This window comes from Halogeometricum sp. CBA1124 (assembly GCF_009741955.1).
Classification (GTDB): domain Archaea; phylum Halobacteriota; class Halobacteria; order Halobacteriales; family Haloferacaceae; genus Halogeometricum; species Halogeometricum rufum.
Window position 1 is genome coordinate 1 of sequence record NZ_WPCD01000304.1, and the last position, 2,711, is coordinate 2,711.

At 70.2% G+C, this 2,711-nt stretch carries 3 protein-coding genes; 2 read left to right on the forward strand and 1 reads right to left on the reverse strand.

Translation table 11 applies throughout. The annotated features are described in order from the left end of the window. The coding region (locus GJ632_RS20750) for an AIR synthase-related protein (protein WP_255473621.1) at positions 1 to 608 on the forward strand (608 nt) is incomplete at its 5' end. A 10-nt stretch (positions 609 to 618) separates the two neighbouring features. Continuing rightward, complete coding sequence (locus tag GJ632_RS20755; RefSeq protein ID WP_343161302.1) at positions 619 to 1,911, forward strand: cytochrome P450; 1,293 nt, start codon at positions 619 to 621, stop codon at positions 1,909 to 1,911. 95 nt (positions 1,912 to 2,006) lie between these two features. Here GJ632_RS20755 and GJ632_RS20760 read toward each other — a convergent pair whose 3' ends face one another. Further along, a complete protein-coding gene (locus GJ632_RS20760) occupies positions 2,007 to 2,555 on the reverse strand; it encodes a CBS domain-containing protein (protein WP_343161303.1) in 549 nt (182 codons plus the stop codon). Positions 2,556 to 2,711: the final 156 nt, after the last annotated feature.

The following is a 2,711-nucleotide window of genomic DNA, read 5'->3' on the forward strand; positions in this document are numbered from 1 at the left end:
CGGGCGTCGAACTCGTCGGCGGCGAGACGGCCGTCATGCCGGAGGTCATCAAGGGACTGGACCTGGCGGGCACCTGCGCGGGACTGGCGCGGAAGGACGCCATCTTCCCCGGCGAGGCGGAGGAGGGCGACGCACTCGTCGGCTTCCGCTCCTCGGGTATCCACTCGAACGGGCTCACACTCGCCCGGGAGGCGGCGACGCGCGACCACGAGTACGACGACGACTGCCCGTTCGAGGGCTACGACACCGTCGGCGAGGCGTTGCTGGAACCCACGCGCATCTACACCGACCTCTTGGACCCGATGCGCGAACACGGCGTGCACGCGGCGGCCCACGTCACCGGCGGCGGGTGGACCAACCTCGAACGCATGGGGTCGTTCCGCTACGTCGTCGAGGACGCCTTCGACCCGCACCCGGTGTTCGAGTTCGTCCAGCGCGCGGGCAACGTCTCCGACGAGGAGATGCACCGCACGTTCAACATGGGGACCGGGTTCGTCGCGGCCCTCGCTCCCGAGGACGCCGAGGAACTGGCGGCGGCGACGGACGGCCGAATCGTCGGCCGCGTCGAGTCGGGGTCCGGCGTCGCCGTCCGGGGTCTGGAACTCTGACCGCAGGGCCGTGACTCCCCCGAGACCGCCCGCACCCGATGGTCTGCCCGTCCTCGGCAACACCGTGGCCTTCGCTCGGAGTCCGTTCTCCTTCACCGACGCCGCCGTCGCGGAACACGGCGACGTGGTTCGCCTCTCCATTCTGGGGAGCGACCGCTACATCGTCGCCCACCCCGACCTGTTCGAACGCGCCCTCGTGACCGACCGCGAGGCGTTCGCGAAGACGGACGACTTCCGCCTCGCGTTCGGCGACAGCGTCCTCGCCGTCGAGGGCGACGCGTGGCGCGAACAGCGCGACCTGCTGGACCCGTTCTTCTTCTACCGGCGGGTCGCGGAGTACGTCCCCGCGATGCGCGAACAGGCCGCCCGGCGCGCGTCGTCGTGGACGCCGGGCGAGACGTACTCGATGGTCGACGAGATGAAGGGCCTCACGTTCGACGTGCTGGCGGCGACGCTGCTCGGATTGGACCGCGACGGCGGCGGCGACGCGTTGCGGCGGGCCGCCGACGACCTGAACGCCCGCTTCGCACCCACGTCGTGGGCGCTGCCGGACTGGCTGCCGACGCCGAGTCGCCGGCGGTTCGACCGCGCCGTGACGACGTTGCGCGAGGAGATAGACCGACTCGTGCGCGCGGACCACGACGACGACTCCCTGCTGTCGGTCCTCGCGAACGCGCGCGAGGGCGATGGCTACCCCCGGTCGGACGCCGCCGTGTCGGACCAACTGGTCGGCGTCATCTTCGCCGGCCACGAGACGACGGCCCTCGCCCTGACGTTCGCGTGGTACCTCCTCGCACGAAATCCGGGCGTCAGAGAACGGGTCGAACGCGAGGTGGACGAGGTGGTCGGCGACGACCCCGTCCGGACGGACCACCTCTCGGAACTCACCGTCCTCGAACGGGTCTTCCGGGAGTCGATGCGGCTGTATCCGCCGATTCACACGCTCCCGCGGGAGACGACGCGCGACGTCGAACTGGGCGGCTACCGGATTCCCGCGGGGTCGGAGGCGTTGCTCTCGGTCGTGAACGTCCACCGCGACGCCCGGTTCTTCGAGAGACCGGACCGGTTCGACCCGGACCGGTGGGACCGCGACGACCGACACGACTACGCCTACGTCCCGTTCGGGGCGGGGCCGCGGCGGTGCGTCGGCCGGACGTTCGCGACGATGGAGGCCAAGGCGGTGATGGCGGCGGTGATAAAGCGGTACCGACTGGAGTGGGCGGGCGACGGCGAGTTGGGTCTGAACCCGCAGATGACGACGCAACCGCGCGGCGAGGTGCCGATGACGGTGCGAGAGCGGTAGTCGGTCGAGGCGGCGGCGACGGCGGAGGAGGCGACGGCAATGGGGGCAGAGAAAGCGGAGGCCGAGAGAGGAACGGAGAGAGGCGGCGGCGGAACTCAGAGGCGGGCCGCGACGTCGGCTTCGGTGATGATACCCACCGTCTGTCCGCCCCCGACGACGAGGACGGCCGAGTGGTGGTCGAGCGAGGAGTCGATCTCTTCGAGGGTCGCCTCGGGTTCGACCGTCGTGATGGCCTCGCGCATCACTTCGGCGACCGGGAGGTCACCCACGTCTTCGTCCTGCACGCGCCTGATGTCCCCGTTCGAGATGATGCCGACGGGGCGGCCGTCGCGGATGACCGGCAGTTGCGAGAACCCCTCCTCGAGCATCCGGTCGCGGGCGTCGCGCACGGAGTCGTCGGGCGAGACGCTGACGACGTTCGTGTTCATCAGGTCGTCCGCGCGGACGACGCTCCCCTCCGCCTCGTCGAGTGCGTTGACGATGCGCCGGAGGGTGGAGAGGCGCGGGTCCACGTCGCCGCCTTCGATTCGCGCGATGAGTGGCTGGGAGACGCCCGCCATCTCGGCGAGCGTGCTCTGCGTGAGGTCGAGTTCTTTCCGCCGTTCCCGGAGGTCGTGCGGGGTCGGGAGTCCATACTCCTCGATAAACCTGCAGGTTATATGAAAAAGGTTCCGGACGGTCAGGCCGCGGCGTCTTCCTCGTCGGCTTCCGTCTCGACGACGCGATGACCGACAGCGGAACGTCGCGAAGCGCGCCGCCGACTTCGCGTCTTGGCGCATGCGGGAGCGTGCTTCTCGCCG